The organism is Stutzerimonas sp. LR2 (assembly GCF_055755175.1).
Genome location: NZ_JBVTRR010000003.1, coordinates 289,676 through 308,111 on the forward strand (window position 1 = coordinate 289,676; position 18,436 = coordinate 308,111).

Below are 18,436 nucleotides of genomic sequence, written 5' to 3' on the forward strand. Positions count from 1 at the left end.
TTCGCCTTTGCTGTTAAATACGCCGCGCTGCAAGCCAGCCCGAGCGGTTCCTCCAGAGCAGTTTCAGCCCTGAGCGAACAACGTTTACCACGAGCATCCTGGCCTGCGGCTTCTTCCTGTCGTGTTATTAACCGTGAGCCATACCAAGAATGCTTAAGATCGTTCATGTCCTGGCGGGCGTCATTGCCCTGCTTTTGTCATTTGTACCCAGTCTACGCGGCGGAATGCCGCTTCTCCTGCAGCCCGAAGCCTTGTGCCTGCTGATGCTCGGCCTGCTGAATGCGCAGTTCGCTCCTTCTGCCAAACTGGACGACAGCCGAACCCGCCCGGTCATCATCGCCACATCGACACTCCTACTGGTCGCCATTGCCCTGCAAGCAACCATCCTGCTCGCCCCCTTGCCGCAGATCGCAGGCCAACCGGCTACCCTGGCCAGCGTCTTGCTCGCCCTGATTGCCGTCCTGCTCCACCTTGCCACGCCCCAGGAACGCCCGACAAAGGTGAAACCCGCGCACCAGAAAGCGAGCCCCCTGCCGGCAGCCGGGCGCGAATCGGGCACCGTGAAGTGGTTCAACACATCGAAGGGATTCGGCTTTATTTCCCGGGATAGCGGTGACGACGTATTCGTGCACTTTCGCGCGATCCGCGGCGAGGGCCACCGTATTCTCGTGGAAGGTCAGCGCGTGGAATTCACCATCATGATGCGTGACAAGGGCCTGCAGGCCGAGGATGTCGTCACCGTAGATTCGGCCCGCTGAGACGGTCCAGCCGCGAGCGAGACCAGCCAATCTCGCTCGCAATAATTAATAGTGAGGCGGCGGCGCCTCATCTTCGCCCGCATCCAGCGAGCTCTGCATTTCCTCCTGCCGTCTCGCCAGCGCACCCAACTGAAGTTGCAGACGTTCCACCAGTCGCTGCTGCTCGACCAGCACATCGTTGAGCGTCTGAATGGTGTCATCCTGAAAGGCCAACCGCGCCTCCAGGTCTGTTACACGAGACTCCAGATCCATCATCATTCCTCGAAACGAAAATCGCCGGTAAGTACCAACCGCAGCTTTTCCCTGATCGCCGCTACCTGACCCTCGGTATAGGGCTGCGCCGGCTGCTTGCCCCAAACAGGCGCCGGCCAGGCCGCATCGTCCCGACGCCTGGCGATGACGTGCATATGTAGTTGTGCAACTACATTACCGAGCGCGGCGACATTCATCTTGTCCGCACCGAAGGTATCCTTGACGGTTTCGGCCAGCGCGGTGGTTTCTCGCCACAGCGCCTGCTGGTCGGCCGGATCGAGCTGAAACAACTCGCTTATCTCCTCGCGCCGCGGAACCAGAATGAACCACAGATAATGAGCATCGTTCATCAACAGCAGCCGGCACAGCGGGAAGTCCCCGAGCGGCAGGGTGTCCTGCTCCAAACGTGAATCGAGAACGAACATGACACTCCCCTTCGACCTGATTGTGAAGCAGTGCGGGACTGCACTACCCGAACACTCAGAAGCATACTCCAGACAGGAAAGCTAACAACCCTGACCTGTCTGCGCGAAGATGGGGCCGCACCATCAGAAGGCGCCCTCTGAAGGTGCAACAGCGCTTAACTGGATGCCATGAAGCGTCGCAAAAGCCTCGAAAATGCATTTGGGTGCGCTTTTTGCAGAAGAGCAGGTAGCAGGCGCTGCAAGGGCTTCAAAACGCCGCAATAGGCGTCACACAGCTTGCTCTAGCGCTGCACTAGGGCTACACAGTACATTCTCTGGATGGCTTTTCGCGAACAGCGGCCATAACTGGCTAAAGCCTGATGCGGGACTAAGAAGTTGCACCCTTTCCGCTCACCGCGGACGGGCAAGCACCAAATTCAAACCAAAGGAGCAATCACAATGAAAGTGATGAAGTGGAGCGTAATCGCCCTGGCCGTAGCGGCGGGCACCTCCCAGATGGCATTGGCCAGCCAGCAATCGGAGTCCAAGGGATTTGTCGAGGACGCGAGCCTTGATCTGTTGCTGCGTAACACCTACTACAACCGTGATTACAAGGACGGCGCTGACGACGTACGCAGCTGGGGCCAAGGCTTCATCACCACGTTCGAATCCGGCTTCACTCAAGGCACCATCGGCGTCGGCGTAGATGCCTACGGCATCCTGGGCGTACGCCTGGATGGCGGTCGTGGTTACAACTATGGCGCCATGTTCGAGCGCGACTCCAATGGCGACCCCGAGCGCGACCTGTCGCAAGCCGGCGCAGCCATCAAGTTCCAGGTATCCAACACCGTCCTCAAATACGGCAATCAGATGCCGATGATGCCCGTGCTCACGTACGACGACTCCCGCCTGCTGCCCGAGTCGTTTACCGGCACGCTGATCACTAGCAACGAAATCGAAGGCTTGGAACTGAACGCCGGCCGCTTCACGGCCGACAGCTCCATGCCTTCGTCGAGCCGCGACGACGTCGGCCTGAAGAGCATCAACGTTGTCGGCGGCACATATGCATTCAACGAGAACCTGAGCGCATCGCTGTACTACGCTGACAACGAAGACGTCGCCAAGAAGAAGTATGCGAACGTCAACTATGTGATGCCGTTCAGCGGCGAGCAGGCGCTGAGCTTCGACTTCAATATCTACCGTTCCGATTATGACAAGGACTATGTCCAATTCGCCGACGCGGATCGTGACGACGATGGGAATATCACACAACTTGCTGATCGCGAGTCGCACGACAACACCATCTGGAGCCTGGCTGCCAAGTACTCCGTTGGCGCCCATGCCTTCATCCTGGCCCATCAGCGCGTAAGCGGAGACCGCGGTTACGATTACGACATTGGCGATGGCGGTTTCTCCATCTGGGTCGCCAACTCTTACTACTCAGACTTCAACTGGAAGGACGAGCGTTCCTGGCAGGCTAGCTATGAGCTGGACTTCAGCAGCTTTGGCGCACCAGGACTGTTCTGGAAGACCGCCTACGTCTACGGCGACAACATCGACACCGGTGCTGGCGAAGGCAAGGAGCGCGAGTTCTTCAACCAGGTCCAGTACGTCGTACAGAGCGGCCCGGTGAAGGACCTGTCTCTCAAGCTGCGCAACTCGATCTACCGTTCCAATGGCGCTCTGCGTGACGCTGGCAGCGCGGACCTGAACGAGATCCGCGCCTTCATCGAATACCCGCTGAGCATCCTGTAACCCAGGCGCGCAGCTCATTCGATGCAAAGGAGCCCGGCGAAAGCCGGGCTCTTCGTTTCCGTCGCCCAAGCGACCGTACCTGTCCTGTACGCCGCACCACGCGCGCCGTACAATGCCGAGCCTAATTCCAGCCTCTGCAAGGACATAACGGCCACATGCGCACCAGTCAGTTCCTGCTCTCAACCCTCAAAGAAACCCCTTCCGATGCCGTGGTGATCAGCCACCAGCTGATGTTGCGTGCCGGGATGATCCGCAAGCTGGCTTCCGGCCTCTACACCTGGATGCCGATGGGGCTGCGAGCGCTACGCAAGGCCGAGGCCATCGTTCGCGAGGAAATGAACAAGGCTGGCGCACTGGAAGTTCTGATGCCCGCCATCCAGCCGGCCGAGCTGTGGCAGGAGTCCGGGCGCTGGGAGCAATACGGGCCCGAGCTGCTACGCCTGAAGGATCGTCACGACCGCGAGTTCTGCGTGGGCCCTACCCACGAAGAAGTCATTACCGACCTGGCCCGCAATGAGCTGAACAGCTACAAGCAGTTGCCGATCAACTTCTACCAGATCCAGACCAAGTTCCGTGACGAGATCCGCCCGCGCTTCGGGCTGATGCGCGGACGCGAATTCCTGATGAAGGACGCCTACTCCTTCCATCTCTCCCAGGAGTCGCTGCAGGAAACCTACGATCGCATGCATCAGGCGTACTGCAACATCTTCACCCGCCTGGGCCTGAATTTCCGTCCGGTGCAGGCCGACACCGGCTCCATCGGCGGTACTGGCTCCCACGAGTTCCATGTGCTGGCCGAATCCGGCGAGGACGACATCGCCTTCAGCGACAGCTCCGACTACGCTGCCAATATCGAGAAGGCCGAAGCCATCCCCCGCGAAACCGAGCGTGCAGCAGCCACTGAGGAGCTGCGCCTGGTCGACACGCCGGACGCCAAGACGATCGCCGAACTGGTCGAACAGTTCGGTCTGCCGGTCGAAAGAACGGTGAAGACGCTGGTGGTGCATGGTGTCGAAAAGAACCAGCTGATCGCACTGATCATCCGTGGCGACCACGAACTGAACGAGATCAAGGCCGCCAACCTGGAACAGGTCGCCAGCCCGCTGGTGTTTGCCTCCGAAGCCGAGATCCGTGCCGCCATCGGCGCAGGCCCTGGCTCCCTGGGCCCACTGAAACTGCCGGTTCAATGCGTGGTCGATCGCTCCGTCGCCCTGATGGCGGATTTCGCTGCCGGCGCCAACGTCGACGACAAGCACTATTTCGGCCTGAACTGGGAACGTGACCTGCCGCTGCCGCAGGTTGCTGACCTGCGCAACGTGGTGGCTGGCGATCCGAGCCCGGACGGCAAGGGCTGCCTGGTGATCAAGCGCGGCATCGAAGTGGGTCATATCTTCCAGCTCGGCACCAAGTACAGCGAAGCGATGAACTGCCAGGTCATGGGCGAGAACGGCAAGCCGGCGACCCTGATCATGGGCTGCTATGGCATCGGGGTTTCCCGCGTGGTGGCTGCGGCCATCGAGCAGAACTACGACGAGCGCGGCATTCTCTGGCCGGACGCCCTGGCGCCATTCCAGATTGCGCTGGTACCGATGAAGTACGAGACCGAGGCGGTTCGCGAAGCCACCGACAAGCTCTACGCCGAACTCACCGCAGCCGGCTACGAAGTCCTGCTTGACGATCGTGACAAGAAGACCAGTCCCGGCGTCAAATTCGCCGACATGGAGCTGATCGGCATCCCGCACCGTATTGTCGTCAGTGATCGCGGGCTGGCAGACGGCATGCTGGAGTACAAGCATCGCCGCGATGCCCAGCCGCAGCCGGTCGCCGCATCGGAAATCCTGTCCTTCATCAACTCGCGTGCTCATCGCTGATCGGAAACCATGCTCAACCGACATCTTGTCGCTTCAACCAGCGCCGCGCTCTGTGCGGCGCTTCTGCTTGGCGGCTGCGCCAATCACCTGCCTCAGCGTAGCGAGCATGAGGCCCGCACCGAGCGCAAGCTGCTCGACCACAGCCTTCGCATCGAGCTTGGCGAACCGCAGGTACTCGAGCTGCCACAACGGCGAATTCGTGTGCAGGAGCAGAAGACGTTCGAAGTGACCGACTTCGAAGTCACCCGTCGTTATGACCGCTATACGCCCTACCAGCCCTGGCGTGAGCTGTACGAGATCCCGCTGGGTGCAGTCGCGGTGGTGGCAGGCGTCGGGGCCAACGTGCTCAACGTGGTGCTGCTCGGCAATCTGCCCGAGCAGGCGACTCGCGGCTGGATCAGCTACGGCTTCGCCGGCATGAACCCGTTCATGAACGTCGAATCCAATGGTCGCTCGCAGCAGAACCTTGCCAGCATCAATGAACAACGCCGGGACGCACGCCTCGAATACACCAGCCTGCCTTGGGCCGAACGCCCGGTTCTGGTTGTCGCCGGTCCGCATACGCATGAGCTGTCGACGGACAGATTCGGCGTGCTGCGCCTGAACCTTCTCGACGGGCCCTTCGCCGACCAGGACATCTCACAGGTAGGCAAGCTGCAGCTATCCGTGCAAGACGCTCAGGACGGCACCCGTGCCGACGCCACGCTACTGGTCAGCCACAAGCTGCGCGGCAAGCTACAGGAAGCCCATGACCTGATCTTCGACGATCTTGAGGGCGACGATGTGGCACAGTGGGTACATCGCGTTCGCCGCCTGTCGGAGCTGGGGTTGGAAGAAGAAGCCAGCGAACTGGAGCAGAGCCTGATCGAGCTGACACGCAACGATCCGGAGCTGCAACAGCAGTTCCTGCAAAGCCTGATCGAAGGCAGCGACGGGAACTGAGCACGATGAAGCTGCGCGGTATCGTGCTCGCATTGCTGCTCGGCGCGCTGCCGGCGGCGGCCAACATTCGCCAGGCTCCGGAACCGGAACTGCGCGAGTTGATGCAGCGTACGGTCGCCGAGGCGGACAGCTTTCAGGATCGCTTCGATGCCGAGGTCTGGCTGGTCGACATGTCCGGGCGGCTCAAACGCTATGTCCCGGACGCCGAGGAGCGCCTGTCGCTGCTGAGGTTGGTCCACCGGGAGGCGAGCAAGGCCGGACTGAAGCCGGAACTGGTGCTGGCGCTGATTCATGCCGAAAGCCGCTTCGACCGCTTCGCCATTTCCAGCGTCGGTGCGCAAGGCATGATGCAGGTGATGCCTTTCTGGAAAGCTGAACTGGGACGCCCCCAGGACAACCTCACCGACAATGCAACTAACTTGCGCTATGGCTGCACGATCCTCAGCTACTACCTGCAGAAGGAAAAGGGCGACATCAATCGGGCGCTGGCGCGCTACAACGGCAGCCTCGGCCAGAATCGTTACCCGGCCAAGGTGATCGGTTTCTGGCAGGATTTCTGGTACGTCAAACCCTGACCGGAATTCACTGGTCTTTCAGGCGAGCCAGATGCGCCAGTATTCCTTCGGCGGTCTGCTCACCCACCAGGCGCTGGCGGACGGTGCCCCTGTCGTCCACCAGATAGGTAACGGGCAACACTTCGCTACGGGACAACTGCAGACGCTCGGCCGGATCATCGCTGAGCACGCGAAACCGAATTCCCAGGGTTTCGGCTGCCTGGGCAAGCTCCTCGCCACGCAGCTCATCGAAGTTGACCCCCAGCACCTCAAGCCCGTGATCGGCCTCGGACAATGCATTCAGCTCGGGGATCTCGGTTCGGCACGGCCCGCACCATTCGGCCCAGTAGTTGATCAGCAGCCAACGCCCCTGCAACTGCGCCGCGGTGATTTCGCGCCCATGCTGATCGACACCCCAGCCGTTATCGCAGGCCGACAGGAACAGGCAGGAACATAGAAGGAGCGAAGCGAGCGGTCTGGTCATGGTGGCTATCCCCTACACACTAGGCAGAGCATACCGCCTCCCTCGCCGCAAGGGCACCTCAACCGCACCATATCCTGACGGAGCCACCGAAGGCGCCAAGTTACCGGCGCGTTTTTGTCGTTATGCGAGTCGGGTCACGTGGTGCGGCGGCCAAGTGCACAGTTTTGCCACGGGTGCGCTGCCTATAATTCCGCACCCATCACCGCCTGCCAGTAGCGAAGCCATGTCTCAACATCACGACAAACTGATCGGTACCGTACCCGCACGCATCGTCGAACAAGCCGTCATCGCGCTGACCACCTATGAGGGCCGCGTCGCCGAATACAACGTTGCAAGCTGGCTGCAACTGCAGGGGCATCCAGGGTTGACGGTGTCGCTCATTGCCAAGTACCGCGATGGCCAGCAGCTTCGCGAAGCGGCCGTGGACCACGGACGCACTGATGGCGCCGGCAAGATCCTGCTATCAGGCGTCGCGCGACTGCCAGTTCGGCACAAGATCGAGGATCTGCAGATTCATGTACGCCCTGCCGCGGCGGTCACGGCGGTAATCGTCGAAGAGCTGTTCGTGCACCCGGTCGAGCCCGTTGCGCAGAAACAGGCCATCCAGGCCTGAAGTCAGCCGCTGACCACCTTCGGCTTTTCCGACTGGCATACCGCATCGGCACTTGTGGTTCCAGTCAGCGCATCGGCACGATCGACCAATGATTCGGGCCACTGCGTAAAGCGCAGACCGGTCAGACGATTCAACGCCTCGAGCGCCGCATCGGGCGCTCGCTGGTGCAGATAAAGAATGGTGCTGCGCTTGCCGTTCATCAGGCCGTCCTCTCAACTATCCAGGTTATAGCCAGAAGCGTGCCAGCGTTGAGCCAACCGGCCGCACGCGTGGCTGCGCGCGTCCCAGCGCAGGGAAATCGAGCGCCCATGAGCGCCGTTGATATCTGGGCCTGCGCATTCCTTCCGTTACTGACGTTTTTTGTCACCGTTCGCCTGTAGCCAGTCCGCCAGGCTGCCGCCGAACAGATTGGCCTGTTCTTGCTGCAGCAATTCGAGCGAGCGGCGCAATGTCGGGTACCAGGGCTCATTGAGCTGCTCCGGTAGTTCGACTCGCGCCGAGAGCGGCCAGGGATTGCAACGCAGCAGCTGATCCAGGCTGTAGTGATTCAGATCGCGGCACAGCACCCAGCCACCAGACCCGGTGCGACAGACCAGCTGCTCCTGCTCGAAGAAGCCCAGGATGTCGTCCCACTCGTCCTCCGGCAGCCTGAGCCCCGCCTTGTGCAAATCACGCAGATGCAGCTCGCGCCCCTCCTGCTGCCGCTCGTGCAGGTTGCGCAGCAGCATCAGCATCACCAGCAGACGCGGCAGTGGGCGTCGGCGCCACTGTTGCGACGAGGAAAGACCACAGACCAGTTCCGCGCCGAACAGCACGATCATCCATGAGAGGTAGATCCACAACAGAAACAGCGGCACCGCCGCGAAAGCGCCGTAGATCAGCTGATAGCTCGGAAAGTAGCTGACATAGACACCGAACATCTGCTTCGCCGCCTCGAACAGCACCGCAGTGAAGACCCCACCCACCAGGGCATGCCGCAGCGGCACCCGGGTGTTGGGAACAGCGGCGTAGATCAGGGTGAACGCCGCCACGCTCAGCAGCAGCGGCATGACCTTGATCAGCGTACCGACGCCGATAAGCGCATACGGCCCGGAGATCAGTGACAGCGAGGCGATGTAGGTGCTGGTGGCAAAACCGGCGCCCAGCAGCAGCGGGCCAAGGCTGAGGATGGCCCAGTAGAGCAAAAAGCTGGAGACGCCTCGGCGCGGCTGGCGGACGCGCCAGATGGTGTTGAACGCCTTTTCGATGGTCAGCAGCATCATCAACGCCGTGGCCATCAGAAATCCCACACCGAACCAGGTGAGCTGGCGCGCCTGGCTGGTAAAGGCGAGCAGGTATTCCTGAATGGTCGCCCCGGTGGACGGAATGAAATTGTTGAAGATGTAGAACTGGATCTGCTCGCCAACCCCCTTGAATGCCGGGATCGCCGAGAGCATGGCGAAGGTAACGGTCATCATCGGCACCACGGCGAACAACGTGGTGTAGGTCAGCGCCGCAGCGCTTTGCGGTCCCTGATCGGCCATAAAGCGCCGAACCAGGAAACGGCCGAACTCGAACGTGTTGTCGATGCGCTGATGCATCCCTTCTCCTTACTGGGCTGTTGCAGCCATTGGCGCGACAGCGCTTACGACCACAGCCCGAGACAAGCGTGCCCGGAGCTGGCGAGGCGCCAGATTTCGGCCAGCGTCCCTTTGAGGGTTAGAATGGCCACCTCATCCGGCCTGACGCAACTACAAATGACCGAACTCACTCTGTACCACAATCCGCGCTGTTCCAAATCGCGCAGCGCGCTGGAGCTGCTGGAGACCCGCGGGCTGACACCTGCCATCGTGCGCTACCTGGAAACGCCACCGACCGCTGCGCAACTGCGTGCGTTGCTCGACAAGCTGGGGCTCTCCGCCCGCCAGTTGCTGCGCACCGGCGAGGATGAATACAAGAGCCTCGCGCTGGCCAATCCCGAACTCAGCGAAGCCGAGCTCATCGAGGCGATGGTCAAACACCCGCGGCTGATCGAGCGCCCAATCCTGGTGGCAGGCGACAAGGCGATCGTCGGTCGCCCGCCGGAAAGAGTGCTGGAGATCCTGCCGTGAGCACGCCCTATATCCTGGTGCTTTACTACAGCCGTCATGGCGCCACCTCCGAGATGGCCCGGCAGATTGCCCGCGGCGTGGAGATGGCCGGTCTGGAAGCACGCCTGCGCACGGTGCCCGCCGTGTCCACTGAATGCGAAGCGGTCGCCCCGGCCATTCCCGATGCAGGTGCCCTGTATGCGACCTTGGAAGATCTGAAGAATTGCGCGGGCCTGGCCCTCGGCAGCCCGACGCGCTTCGGCAACATGGCAGCGCCGATGAAGTACTTCCTCGACGGTACCAGCAGCCTGTGGCTGACCGGTGAACTGGTTGGCAAACCGGCCGGTGTCTTCACCTCGACCTCGAGCCTGCATGGCGGCCAGGAAAGCACCCTGCTGTCGATGCTATTGCCTCTGCTGCATCACGGAATGCTCGTGCTCGGCTTGCCCTACAGCGAGAACGCACTGCTGGAAACGCGCGGTGGCGGCACTCCGTACGGTCCGAGCCACCATGCAGGCGCGGATGGCAAGCGGCTGTTGGACGAACATGAAATCGCGCTTTGTCGCGCCCTCGGGCAGCGCCTGGCGCGCACCGCACAGCAGCTGGAGACCCCGCGTGGCTAAGAAGCGCAAACCCTTGCCACCGCTGGAGTGGCTCGCCCCCCGGGTGAAATCCAGCCGGGTGATCAGCCTTGCCAGCTTTTTCGGCCTGGCAGCACTGCTGGCCGTATGGAACCTCGCATTCGCCGACTTGCACGGCGCACGCATCTGGGTCGTGCTCAGCATCCAGCTCATCCCGCTGGCACTGGTCGCGCCCGGCATGCTGGCCGGCAGCCCACGCGCGCATGCCTGGACCTGCTTTATCGTCAACCTGTACTTCATCCAGGGCGTGCTGGCCGCGATCGATCCGGCGCGAATGATCTACGGCGTGCTGGAAGCGGCCATCAGCCTGACGCTCTTCGTCGCGGCGCTGCTGTATACGCGCTGGAGCTATCAATACGAGCGCAAGGCCGCCGGCGAGGCCTGAACGGACGGCGGAAGCGCAGCGATGCGCGCCCGCCAATCCTCTACCAGCCCAGGGTTTCCTTGAGGAAGGGGATGGTCAGCTTGCGCTGCGCCTGCAGCGACGCCTGATCCAGCTGGTCCAGCAGTTCGAACAGTGCATTCATGCTGCGCGAGCCGCGGGTCAGGATGAAGCGACCGACATCGTCCGGCAAGTTCAAGCCGCGGCGCGAGGCGCGCAACTGCAACGCCCGCAGCTTGTCCTCGTCGGAAAGCTGCTGCAGCTGGAACACCAGAGCCAGACTCAATCGCGACTGCAGATCGGGCAGCTTGATGGCCAGCTCGCGCGGCGACGCATCGGCCGCCAACAGCAAGCGCCGCCCCGCATCACGCAGCCGGTTGAACAGATGGAACAATGCCTCTTCCCAGATGGCGTCGCCAGCCACGGCATCCAGGTCGTCCAGGCAGACCAGCTCGCTTTGCTCCAGGTTGTCCAGCAATGCCGGTCCATACTCGGCAACCTCGGCCAGCGGCAGATACACGGCCAGCTCGCCGCGCTCCTCGACCCGCAAGCAGGCTGCCTGCAGCAGGTGGCTGCGACCGACGCCCGGCTGCCCCCAGAGATAGATCAGCTCGTCGGACCACCCCGCGGCAGGCGAACACAGGCGCTCGACATAGCCGAGCGCCGCAGCATTGGCGCCCGGGTAGAAGTTGGCAAAGGTGGCGTCGTCGCGCAGGCGGACGCCTAGGGGAAGCTGGATGGGTTTCATGGCTGACCGGGTGGTTCGGCCGGTGCACCGGCGGGCTCGGCGTAAAGGTCCGAGAGTTTATAGAGATCGTGCACGTGGCGCAGCAGAACCATGATCACCGCTGCCACCGGAAGCGCCAGCAGCACACCGGTAAAACCGAACAGCTGCCCACCGGCGAGCACGGCGAAGATCACCGCGACCGGATGCAGCCCGATGCGATCGCCCACCAGCAGTGGCGTCAGCAGCATGCCTTCGAGCATCTGCCCCACGGCAAACACAACCGCCACGCCGATGAGCGGATAAGGCGCCAGTCCGAACTGGAACAGCGCGGCGATTACCGCTGCACCGATGCCGACGACGAACCCCATATAGGGCACGATGCTGGCGAGCCCGGCCAACACGCCAATCAGCAGCCCCAACTCGAGCCCCACCAGCATCAGGCCGGAGGCATAGATAATCGCCAGCGCCAGCATCACCAGCAGCTGACCACGCAGGAACGCGCCGATGACCTCGTGGCATTCGCTCATCAACCGCACCACCATGCCCTCCCGCTTGCGCGGCAGCAGACTGCGCAGCTTGAGCATGATGAGGTCCCAGTCGCGCAACAGATAGAAACTGACCACAGGGATGAGCAGCAGATTGCCGATCCAGGCCAGCAGCGCCAGGCTGGAAGCGGTGGCGCGGCTCAGAATCATGCCCAGCACATCGGTGGTACTGCCCAGGTGCGCGGTGAAGGCCGCCTTGAGCCGATCGAGCTGCCAGAAGCCGTCTTCCAACCCGAATTGCGTCTGGACCCACGGCAACGCCACGTGCTGCAGCCAATCCAGAGCCAGTGGCGCCAATTGATACAGCCTGACCATCTGCTTGCCCAGCATAGGCACCAGCACTAGCAACAACACCAGCAAAAGCAGGCTGAACAACGCGAATACGGCAATGACGCCCCATGTGCGTGACAGCCCCCAGCGCTCCAGGCGATCGACCAGCGGATCGCCCAGATAGGCCAGCAGAACGCCGATCAGAAACGGCGTCAGGATGGGGGTCAGCAGATACACCAGCCAGATGCACAGCAACAGGCCCGCCAGCCACAGCCAGCGGTTCGAATCATTCATGGTCATGCTCGATGGCTTCCTTGCAGGACAGTTGTCTCGGTTGGAGATCGATCGCAGGGAGGCGGATCACCAGCGGAAGCGCAGCACAGTGCCGCCCTGGGAGTCTGCTGGCGGCTGGGCGGGTTCAGTGCCTTCCGGCCCTTCGCCCATCGGTTGCCGCGCATCCAGTGGCAGCTCGTCCTCGCTGACCTCGTGCAATCGTGCCAGCGACAGCTGCGCACGCAGCTGCTCGGGGCTGGCGTTGACACGGTAGACCAGGCGATCGCTTTCAACCCGTAGCAGGCTGCCGCCGAAGGGTTCGAGCAGGCGATCCAGCTCAGCGAAGCGCGCCACGTCGGCGCCGATGATTTCCAGGGTGATATCCGAAGCGGCGCCCGGCGCGACCACATAACGCGGCGCGAGATACTGACTGACCGCCAGCATCACCGCGTCAGCCAGCGCCTCGAGGTTTTCACCCTTCGCCTTGCCATCGCGCTGACCATCGTCGAGCCACACCTTCCACTGTGCCTGCCAGCCGGAGTCGCCTTCGCGTGCGTGCACCGCCAACAGCACATCGGCATCGTAGCGTTCGGAGGCCTCGCCCAGCGTCTGCTGGCTGTTCGCGCCGAACGCTTCGGGCGTGGCTAGCAGCTGCTCGGACAGATCGGCCAACGGCAGGCGCAACGGCAATCCGCGATGCTGCGCAGCGGCACGCAACGGCGCAGCGCTGTCCTGGCCGTCGCCGAGCAACTGGGTGCCTTCGACCCGCTCGTTCAGCCACCAGGCCAGCACGCTCGGCCGATTCGCCCCCCACAGCGCTACGCCGGCGCGACGCAGGCTGCGCTCGGTAGTGCCGGGGTCGAAGTCGACGACGATATGCTCACCTTCATAACCATACTTGCTGATCAGTTGTTGCGGATCTTCGCGTAGGGCGGCAACAGCCTGGCGCTTGCCGACCTCGGCGTCGCCGGTCAGGCGCAGCAGCAGCGTGTCGAATGCCCGCTGCAGGGCGGCAGCGCGCTCCTGCGCCTGCTGCCCGGAGACGGCCTCACGCACCTGATACAGGCCTCTGAGCTGTTCGGCCTGAATAGGCAATGCCATGCCCAGCGCAAGGCACAGGATGAGTGAACGATAGATAAGGCGCATGATCGATTCTCGCAGGCAAGCCGGGGCAGGATTGTGGGGCGACAGGACGCTACACCTTAAACAGGCGGCCCAGAGGCGGCAACCGCCTACCTCACAGACACACCAACCGTCAGGCGGCACCGATAGCGTTGCGGGATGGCCGCTATGCGGCAAGCCTGATAAAATCGCGCGCTTTCCGCAGACCGGTTCCGGCGCTCTCACGCCCGGCATTCGGGCCTTGGGAAATGCCCGCGGGCCTGCCCGGCTTCCTCGAGACAGCCGAGCCGCCGGCGGCGTTTTCACGAGCACGCATGCAGCAACCAACCGGTCGACACCCGCACTCCTTTCACAGGCCCGGATTCTATGAGCAAGCAACCCTCCCTCAGCTACAAGGACGCTGGCGTCGACATCGATGCAGGCGAAGCGCTGGTCGAACGCATCAAGGGCGTGGCCAAACGCACCGCACGACCTGAGGTATTGGGCGGCCTGGGCGGCTTCGGCGCCCTGTGCGAAATCCCGGCAGGCTACAAGCAGCCCGTGCTGGTCTCCGGTACCGACGGCGTCGGTACCAAACTGCGTCTGGCGCTGAACCTGAACAAGCATGACAGCATCGGTCAGGACCTGGTCGCCATGTGCGTCAACGACCTGGTGGTCTGTGGCGCCGAGCCGCTGTTCTTCCTCGACTACTACGCCACCGGCAAGCTCAACGTCGACGTGGCCGCCACCGTGGTCACCGGCATCGGCGCCGGTTGCGAACTGGCCGGCTGCTCTCTGGTGGGTGGCGAAACCGCCGAGATGCCGGGCATGTACGAAGGCGAGGATTACGACCTGGCCGGCTTCTGCGTCGGCGTGGTGGAGAAGAGCGAGATCATTGATGGCTCCAAGGTGCAGGCCGGTGATGCCCTCATCGCGCTGCCCTCCTCCGGCCCGCACTCCAACGGTTATTCGCTGATCCGCAAGATCATCGAGGTGGCCGGTGTCGATATCGAGAACACCCAGCTGACCGGCAAGCCGCTCACCGAGTTGCTGATGGCACCGACCCGCATCTACGTCAAGCCGCTGCTCAAGCTGATCAAGGATACCGGGGCGGTCAAGGCCATGGCCCACATCACCGGCGGCGGCCTGCTCGACAACATCCCGCGCGTGCTGCCCGAAGGTGCCCAGGCGGTGATCGATGTCGCCAGCTGGACTCGCCCGGCGGTGTTCGACTGGTTGCAGGAAAAGGGCAACGTCGACGAACACGAGATGCACCGCGTGCTCAACTGCGGCGTCGGCATGGTCATCTGCGTGGCTCAGGAGCAGGTCGAGTCCGTCCTGGCCAACCTGCGCGCATCCGGTGAGGCACCGTGGGTCATCGGCCAGATCGCCACTGCAGCGCAAGGCGCGGAACGCGTCGTACTGAACAACCTGAAACAGCATTGATGGGCACGACCTGCAACGTAGTGGTGCTGATTTCGGGGTCCGGCAGCAACCTGCAGGCACTGATCGATAGCCAGCACGAAGGCAACCCGGCGCGCATTCGCGCCGTGATTGCCAACCGCGCCGATGCCTTCGGCCTGACCCGGGCCAAGGGCGCCGGCATCCCCACCGCCGTTCTGGATCACAAGGCGTTCGATGGCCGCGAGGCGTTCGATGCCGCGCTAATGGAACTGATCGACGCCCATGCCCCGGATCTGGTGATCCTGGCGGGCTTCATGCGCATCCTCAGCCCTGGCTTTGTCCGTCACTACCACGGCCGCCTGCTCAACATCCATCCGTCGCTGCTGCCCAAGTACAAGGGGCTCGACACCCATCGCCGCGCGCTTGAGGCGGGCGATGCAGAGCATGGCTGCAGCGTGCATTTCGTGACCGAGGAATTGGACGGCGGCCCGGTGGTCCTCCAGGCCGCCCTGCAGGTCAAACCAGGCGACGACATCGAAAGCCTGACCCAGCGGGTGCATGTAGCCGAACACCAGATCTACCCGCTGGCCATGCGCTGGTTCGCCGAGGGGCGCTTGCGCCTCGCCGAACAAGGCGCGATGCTGGACGGCGTCACCCTGCCGGTCTCCGGCTATCAGATCAAAATCTAGGAGATACCATGCGTCGCGCCTTGCTGCTTGCTCTCGCCGTGCTGGCCCTTCCGGTCCAGGCCCTGGAGCTCAAGCCCTTCTCCGCCAGCTACACCGCCGACTGGAAACAGGTACCGGTCAGTGGCACCGCCCAGCGCAGCCTCGAGCAACTGGACGATGGCAGCTGGCGGCTGGACTTCGACGCCTCCATGCTGGTCGCCAGCCTCAACGAGCGCAGCACCTTCCGAACCGAAGGCGACACCTTCCTGCCGCAGTCCTATCGCCTCAAGCGCAGCGGTCTGGGCAAGGGCAAGCGTGTCGAGCACCGTTTCGACTGGGACAACAAGGTGGTCGAGGGTAGCGACCGCGGCGAGCCGGTGAAGCTGCCGTTGCACGTCGGCCTGCTGGACAAGTCCACCTACCAGGTGGCTCTGCAGCATGAAGTGGCAGCCGGCAAGAAGAGCATGAGCTACCAGGTCGTGGATGGCGACGAAATCGAAACCTACGATTTCCGCGTGCTCGGCCAGGAGAAGGTCAGCACCAAGGCCGGTCAGGTCGATGCGATCAAGGTCGAGCGCGTGCGCGACCCGACCCAGAGCAAGCGTGAAACCATCCTCTGGTTCGCCAAGGACTGGGATTACCTGCTGGTCCGGCTGCATCAGGTGGAAAAGGACGGCAAGGAGTACCAGATCATGCTCGAAGAGGGCAGCGTTGGCGGCAAGACCGTCAAAGGCAACTGATCCATCACGGCGGCCATCGCGGTCGCCGCCCCGCAATCTCTCCGAGTTCACCGATGGCCCTTTCACGCTCCCTGCTGATCGCGCTGCTGCTGTCCCTGGCCGGCTGCCAATCCTTCTTTGCTGATCGGGCACCCTCGCGAGTGGCCACCGAGCGCCTGCAAGGCGAGCTGCGCCAGGTCGATGGCCAGTTGCAGTTCCAGAGCTGCCAGGGCCAGCGGCTGCTCAACCTGCTCGAGGGAAAGACAGGCTTGCAGGAAGAGGTCCAGGCGCTGGTGATCGGCCGGCAGGACCGCCTGTTCGCCGACCTGCGCGGCACGTTCAGCCAGGCCAGGCCGAACGAGACCGGCCAGTTCGCGCTGACCCGTGTCTATCGCCTGCAGCGCGAAGGCCACGGCTGCGGCGAGGAGAATTTCAAGCACCTGATCCTACGCGCCAGTGGCCATGAGCCGGGCTGGACCGTCAACGTGACCTCTCGCGGCATGCTGCTGACCCGCCCCGGGCAGGAACCGGTTGCCCTGCCTTACCTGGAGGAGCAACTGCCCGGCGGGCAACTCAGTTTCACCAGCGAGGCCAATGCACAGCAGCTGGATCTCTGGGTCGCACCGCAGCGCTGCGTCGACAGCGCCAGCGGGACCGTCAGCCATCTGAGCGCCGAACTTCGCCTGGACGGCCAGACCCTGCGCGGCTGCGCTTACTATGGCGGCGGACGCGGCGACTGAAACAACGAATGCGGGGCGGTCGCCGCGCTCATCCTGAAAGAACAGCACTCATGAACAACGCCCTGAATCTGCTGCACCCCTACCCTTTCGAGAAACTGCGCACGCTGCTTGCCGGCGTCCAACCGCCTGCGGACAAGCGCGCCATCGCCCTGTCGATCGGCGAACCCAAGCATCGTTCGCCGGATTTCGTCGCCCAGGCGCTGGCGGACAACCTCGACCAACTCTCGGTCTATCCGACCACGCTCGGCATTCCTGCGCTGCGCGAAGCCATCGCGCGCTGGTGCGAAGGGCGTTTCGGCCTGGCTGCCGAGGCGCTGGACCCGGCGCGCCATGTCTTGCCGGTGAACGGGACACGCGAAGCACTGTTCGCCTTCACCCAGGCCGTGGTCGATCGCAACGCCAATGGGTTGGTGGTCAGCCCCAATCCGTTCTATCAGATCTATGAAGGCGCAGCGCTGCTCGCCGGAGCCACGCCGCACTACCTGCCGTGCCTCGAAGAGAACGGCTTCAACCCGGATTTCGAGGCCGTGCCCGCGGAGATCTGGCAGCGCTGTCAGATCCTCTTCCTCTGCTCGCCAGGCAACCCGACCGGTGCTCTGGTACCGCTGGAAACACTGCAGAGGCTGATCGCCCTGGCGGACGAGCACGACTTCGTCATCGCCGCCGACGAGTGTTACAGCGAGCTGTACTTCGACGAGGCCAATCCCCCTGCAGGCTTGCTCAGCGCCTGCGCTGCACTGGGTCGCAACGACTACAAGCGCTGCGTGGTGTTTCATAGCCTGTCGAAGCGCTCGAACCTGCCGGGCCTGCGCTCGGGCTTTGTCGCCGGTGATGCCGAAATCCTCAAGGCATTCCTGCTCTACCGTACCTATCACGGTTGCGCCATGCCGGTGCAGACCCAGCTGGCGAGCATCGCCGCCTGGAACGACGAGATACATGTGCGCGCCAATCGCGAGCTGTATCGAGCCAAATTCGACGCGGTGCTGGATATCCTCGCGCCGGTGATGGACGTGCAGCGCCCGGATGGTGGCTTCTATCTCTGGCCGAAAACGCCGGTGGATGACCAGCAATTCACCCGTGAGCTCTTCGCCCGCGAGCACGTCACCGTGGTGCCCGGGTCGTACCTGTCACGCGAGGTGGATGGTGCCTCTCCGGGTGCCGGACGCGTGCGCATGGCGCTGGTCGCACCGCTAGCCGAATGCATCGAAGCAGCACAGCGAATTCGCCACTTCATCGAAACGCTCTGACAGCGCACCGGGCGGTC

General features: G+C 63.0%; 22 protein-coding genes. 14 read left to right on the plus strand and 8 right to left on the minus strand.

From position 1 onward, the window contains the following. Nucleotides 1-149 precede the first annotated feature (149 nt). Nucleotides 150-758: a cold-shock protein gene (locus tag ACVRRC_RS12200; RefSeq protein WP_156243608.1), complete on the plus strand. Its 609-nt coding sequence runs from the start codon at nucleotides 150-152 to the stop codon at nucleotides 756-758. A 45-nt stretch (nucleotides 759-803) separates the two neighbouring features. Here ACVRRC_RS12200 and ACVRRC_RS12205 read toward each other — a convergent pair whose 3' ends face one another. Together ACVRRC_RS12205 and ACVRRC_RS12210 are read right to left on the minus strand one after the other, a co-directional pair. Next, a complete protein-coding gene (locus tag ACVRRC_RS12205; RefSeq protein ID WP_014597223.1) occupies nucleotides 804-1,010 on the minus strand; it encodes a SlyX family protein in 207 nt (68 codons plus the stop codon). A 2-nt stretch (nucleotides 1,011-1,012) separates the two neighbouring features. Next, on the minus strand, nucleotides 1,013-1,435 hold the full coding sequence (locus ACVRRC_RS12210; RefSeq protein WP_472997062.1) for an HIT family protein: 423 nt from the start codon (nucleotides 1,433-1,435) through the stop codon (nucleotides 1,013-1,015). A 438-nt stretch (nucleotides 1,436-1,873) separates the two neighbouring features. Between ACVRRC_RS12210 and ACVRRC_RS12215 the strand changes: the two genes are divergently transcribed. The 4 genes from ACVRRC_RS12215 to ACVRRC_RS12230 all read left to right on the plus strand — a co-directional run bounded on the left by ACVRRC_RS12215 (nucleotide 1,874) and on the right by ACVRRC_RS12230 (nucleotide 6,557). Beyond that, nucleotides 1,874-3,169, plus strand: a complete 1,296-nt coding sequence (locus ACVRRC_RS12215) for an OprD family porin (protein WP_011913921.1) — start codon at nucleotides 1,874-1,876, stop codon at nucleotides 3,167-3,169. Nucleotides 3,170-3,324: 155 nt separating this feature from the next. Next, the gene (locus tag ACVRRC_RS12220; RefSeq protein ID WP_045158678.1) at nucleotides 3,325-5,040 is read left to right on the plus strand and encodes a proline--tRNA ligase; all 1,716 of its coding nucleotides are present in this window, start codon (nucleotides 3,325-3,327) and stop codon (nucleotides 5,038-5,040) included. A 9-nt stretch (nucleotides 5,041-5,049) separates the two neighbouring features. Continuing rightward, on the plus strand, nucleotides 5,050-5,982 hold the full coding sequence (locus tag ACVRRC_RS12225) for a hypothetical protein (protein ID WP_019406607.1): 933 nt from the start codon (nucleotides 5,050-5,052) through the stop codon (nucleotides 5,980-5,982). 5 nt (nucleotides 5,983-5,987) lie between these two features. Further along, nucleotides 5,988-6,557 (plus strand): lytic transglycosylase domain-containing protein, encoded by a 570-nt coding sequence (locus tag ACVRRC_RS12230; protein WP_221292309.1) that lies wholly within the window; start codon nucleotides 5,988-5,990, stop codon nucleotides 6,555-6,557. A 7-nt stretch (nucleotides 6,558-6,564) separates the two neighbouring features. On the opposite strand, the gene ACVRRC_RS12235 is transcribed toward ACVRRC_RS12230, so the two are convergent. Then, nucleotides 6,565-7,020, minus strand: coding sequence for a TlpA family protein disulfide reductase (locus tag ACVRRC_RS12235; RefSeq protein ID WP_011913925.1), 456 nt, complete (start codon nucleotides 7,018-7,020; stop codon nucleotides 6,565-6,567). 223 nt (nucleotides 7,021-7,243) lie between these two features. Here ACVRRC_RS12235 and ACVRRC_RS12240 point away from each other — a divergent pair, with 223 nt between their 5' ends. Then, nucleotides 7,244-7,633 (plus strand): hypothetical protein, encoded by a 390-nt coding sequence (locus ACVRRC_RS12240; protein ID WP_013983445.1) that lies wholly within the window; start codon nucleotides 7,244-7,246, stop codon nucleotides 7,631-7,633. Between the two features lie 2 nt (nucleotides 7,634-7,635). Here the strand turns inward: ACVRRC_RS12240 and ACVRRC_RS12245 are convergent, their stop codons facing one another. Continuing rightward, complete coding sequence (locus ACVRRC_RS12245) at nucleotides 7,636-7,833, minus strand: hypothetical protein (protein WP_014597238.1); 198 nt, start codon at nucleotides 7,831-7,833, stop codon at nucleotides 7,636-7,638. Nucleotides 7,834-7,980: 147 nt separating this feature from the next. Next, nucleotides 7,981-9,213 carry a virulence factor BrkB family protein gene (locus ACVRRC_RS12250; protein WP_014597239.1) on the minus strand — a complete coding sequence of 411 codons (1,233 nt, stop codon included), beginning with the start codon at nucleotides 9,211-9,213 and terminating at the stop codon, nucleotides 7,981-7,983. A 156-nt stretch (nucleotides 9,214-9,369) separates the two neighbouring features. On the opposite strand from ACVRRC_RS12250, the gene arsC reads away from it, so the two are divergent. Genes arsC through ACVRRC_RS12265 form a run of 3 tightly spaced genes read left to right on the plus strand, consistent with a single transcriptional unit; the run spans nucleotide 9,370 to nucleotide 10,728 of the window. Next, nucleotides 9,370-9,723: an arsenate reductase (glutaredoxin) gene (gene arsC / locus ACVRRC_RS12255; RefSeq protein ID WP_019406606.1), complete on the plus strand. Its 354-nt coding sequence runs from the start codon at nucleotides 9,370-9,372 to the stop codon at nucleotides 9,721-9,723. Further along, nucleotides 9,720-10,325, plus strand: coding sequence for an NAD(P)H:quinone oxidoreductase (gene wrbA, locus ACVRRC_RS12260; RefSeq protein WP_013983449.1), 606 nt, complete (start codon nucleotides 9,720-9,722; stop codon nucleotides 10,323-10,325). Before arsC ends, wrbA begins: the two co-directional genes overlap by 4 nt. Beyond that, nucleotides 10,318-10,728 (plus strand): DUF2069 domain-containing protein, encoded by a 411-nt coding sequence (locus ACVRRC_RS12265; RefSeq protein WP_011913930.1) that lies wholly within the window; start codon nucleotides 10,318-10,320, stop codon nucleotides 10,726-10,728. The genes wrbA and ACVRRC_RS12265 overlap by 8 nt, the downstream gene beginning before the upstream one ends. Nucleotides 10,729-10,768: 40 nt before the next feature. On the opposite strand, the gene hda is transcribed toward ACVRRC_RS12265, so the two are convergent. Genes hda through ACVRRC_RS12280 form a run of 3 tightly spaced genes read right to left on the minus strand, consistent with a single transcriptional unit; the run spans nucleotide 10,769 to nucleotide 13,686 of the window. Further along, nucleotides 10,769-11,473 (minus strand): DnaA regulatory inactivator Hda, encoded by a 705-nt coding sequence (hda, locus tag ACVRRC_RS12270; RefSeq protein WP_013983450.1) that lies wholly within the window; start codon nucleotides 11,471-11,473, stop codon nucleotides 10,769-10,771. Continuing rightward, nucleotides 11,470-12,567, minus strand: a complete 1,098-nt coding sequence (locus tag ACVRRC_RS12275) for an AI-2E family transporter (RefSeq protein ID WP_080940972.1) — start codon at nucleotides 12,565-12,567, stop codon at nucleotides 11,470-11,472. Before ACVRRC_RS12275 ends, hda begins: the two co-directional genes overlap by 4 nt. A 60-nt stretch (nucleotides 12,568-12,627) precedes the next feature. Next, nucleotides 12,628-13,686 carry a DUF2066 domain-containing protein gene (locus ACVRRC_RS12280; RefSeq protein WP_472997063.1) on the minus strand — a complete coding sequence of 353 codons (1,059 nt, stop codon included), beginning with the start codon at nucleotides 13,684-13,686 and terminating at the stop codon, nucleotides 12,628-12,630. 342 nt (nucleotides 13,687-14,028) lie between these two features. On the opposite strand from ACVRRC_RS12280, the gene purM reads away from it, so the two are divergent. From purM to dapC, 5 genes are read left to right on the plus strand one after another with little or no spacing between them, the layout of a single operon-like run. Beyond that, a complete protein-coding gene (purM, locus tag ACVRRC_RS12285) occupies nucleotides 14,029-15,087 on the plus strand; it encodes a phosphoribosylformylglycinamidine cyclo-ligase (RefSeq protein WP_472997064.1) in 1,059 nt (352 codons plus the stop codon). Beyond that, nucleotides 15,087-15,734 carry a phosphoribosylglycinamide formyltransferase gene (purN, locus tag ACVRRC_RS12290; protein ID WP_014597244.1) on the plus strand — a complete coding sequence of 216 codons (648 nt, stop codon included), beginning with the start codon at nucleotides 15,087-15,089 and terminating at the stop codon, nucleotides 15,732-15,734. Before purM ends, purN begins: the two co-directional genes overlap by 1 nt. A gap of 8 nt (nucleotides 15,735-15,742) precedes the next feature. Continuing rightward, nucleotides 15,743-16,453 carry a DUF3108 domain-containing protein gene (locus tag ACVRRC_RS12295; protein WP_011913935.1) on the plus strand — a complete coding sequence of 237 codons (711 nt, stop codon included), beginning with the start codon at nucleotides 15,743-15,745 and terminating at the stop codon, nucleotides 16,451-16,453. A 53-nt stretch (nucleotides 16,454-16,506) separates the two neighbouring features. Then, a complete protein-coding gene (locus ACVRRC_RS12300) occupies nucleotides 16,507-17,172 on the plus strand; it encodes a COG3650 family protein (protein WP_472997065.1) in 666 nt (221 codons plus the stop codon). A 50-nt stretch (nucleotides 17,173-17,222) separates the two neighbouring features. After that, nucleotides 17,223-18,419 (plus strand): succinyldiaminopimelate transaminase, encoded by a 1,197-nt coding sequence (dapC, locus tag ACVRRC_RS12305; RefSeq protein WP_472997066.1) that lies wholly within the window; start codon nucleotides 17,223-17,225, stop codon nucleotides 18,417-18,419. The last annotated feature ends 17 nt before the right edge of the window (nucleotides 18,420-18,436 follow it).